Source organism: Clostridium sp. ATCC 25772 (assembly GCF_001573875.1).
Lineage (GTDB): Bacteria > Bacillota > Clostridia > Clostridiales > Clostridiaceae > Clostridium_J > Clostridium_J senegalense.
Genome location: NZ_LFRG01000228.1, coordinates 1 through 511 on the forward strand (window position 1 = coordinate 1; position 511 = coordinate 511).

The 511-nt window shown below is 25.6% G+C and carries 1 protein-coding gene; it reads right to left on the minus strand.

Features of this window, described 5'->3' with window-relative positions:
- Nucleotides 1-511, minus strand: a 511-nt coding sequence (locus tag AZI32_RS17720) for an ATP-binding cassette domain-containing protein (protein ID WP_157451006.1), incomplete at both ends; no start/stop codon positions are given.

The window sequence follows — 511 nt, forward strand, 5'->3', positions numbered from 1 at the left end:
TAATAATTATCATACTAGCAATATTTTTCTCCCTGAGTATTTCAATCACTACTTCCCTAATTTCTGAATCTAAGTTTGATGTAGCTTCATCTAATATAATAATATCTTTATAAGTTATTATAGCTCTTAAAAACGCAATAATCTGAGTTTGACCACCTGATATTCCTATACCATTTTGACTGATTTCTGTTTCTAAACCATTATCAAAACTGTTTATGTATTTTTCTAAGTTATATTCTTTAATTAAATCAATTATATCTTCCTTTTTATCAGTATTCCCATATAATATATTATCTAGAACACTTCCTTTAAATAAAAATATACTTTGGGATACAACCCCTATTTTTTTTCTTATACTTCGCTTATCTATTGTAGAATATTTTTTATTATTAATAAAGATTTCCCCTTCTACTGGGTCATATAAGCCTAAAAGAATTTTTATTAATGTAGATTTACCTGCGCCATTTTCTCCTTTTATAAATAGTCTGTCTCCTTTATTAATGACGAAATT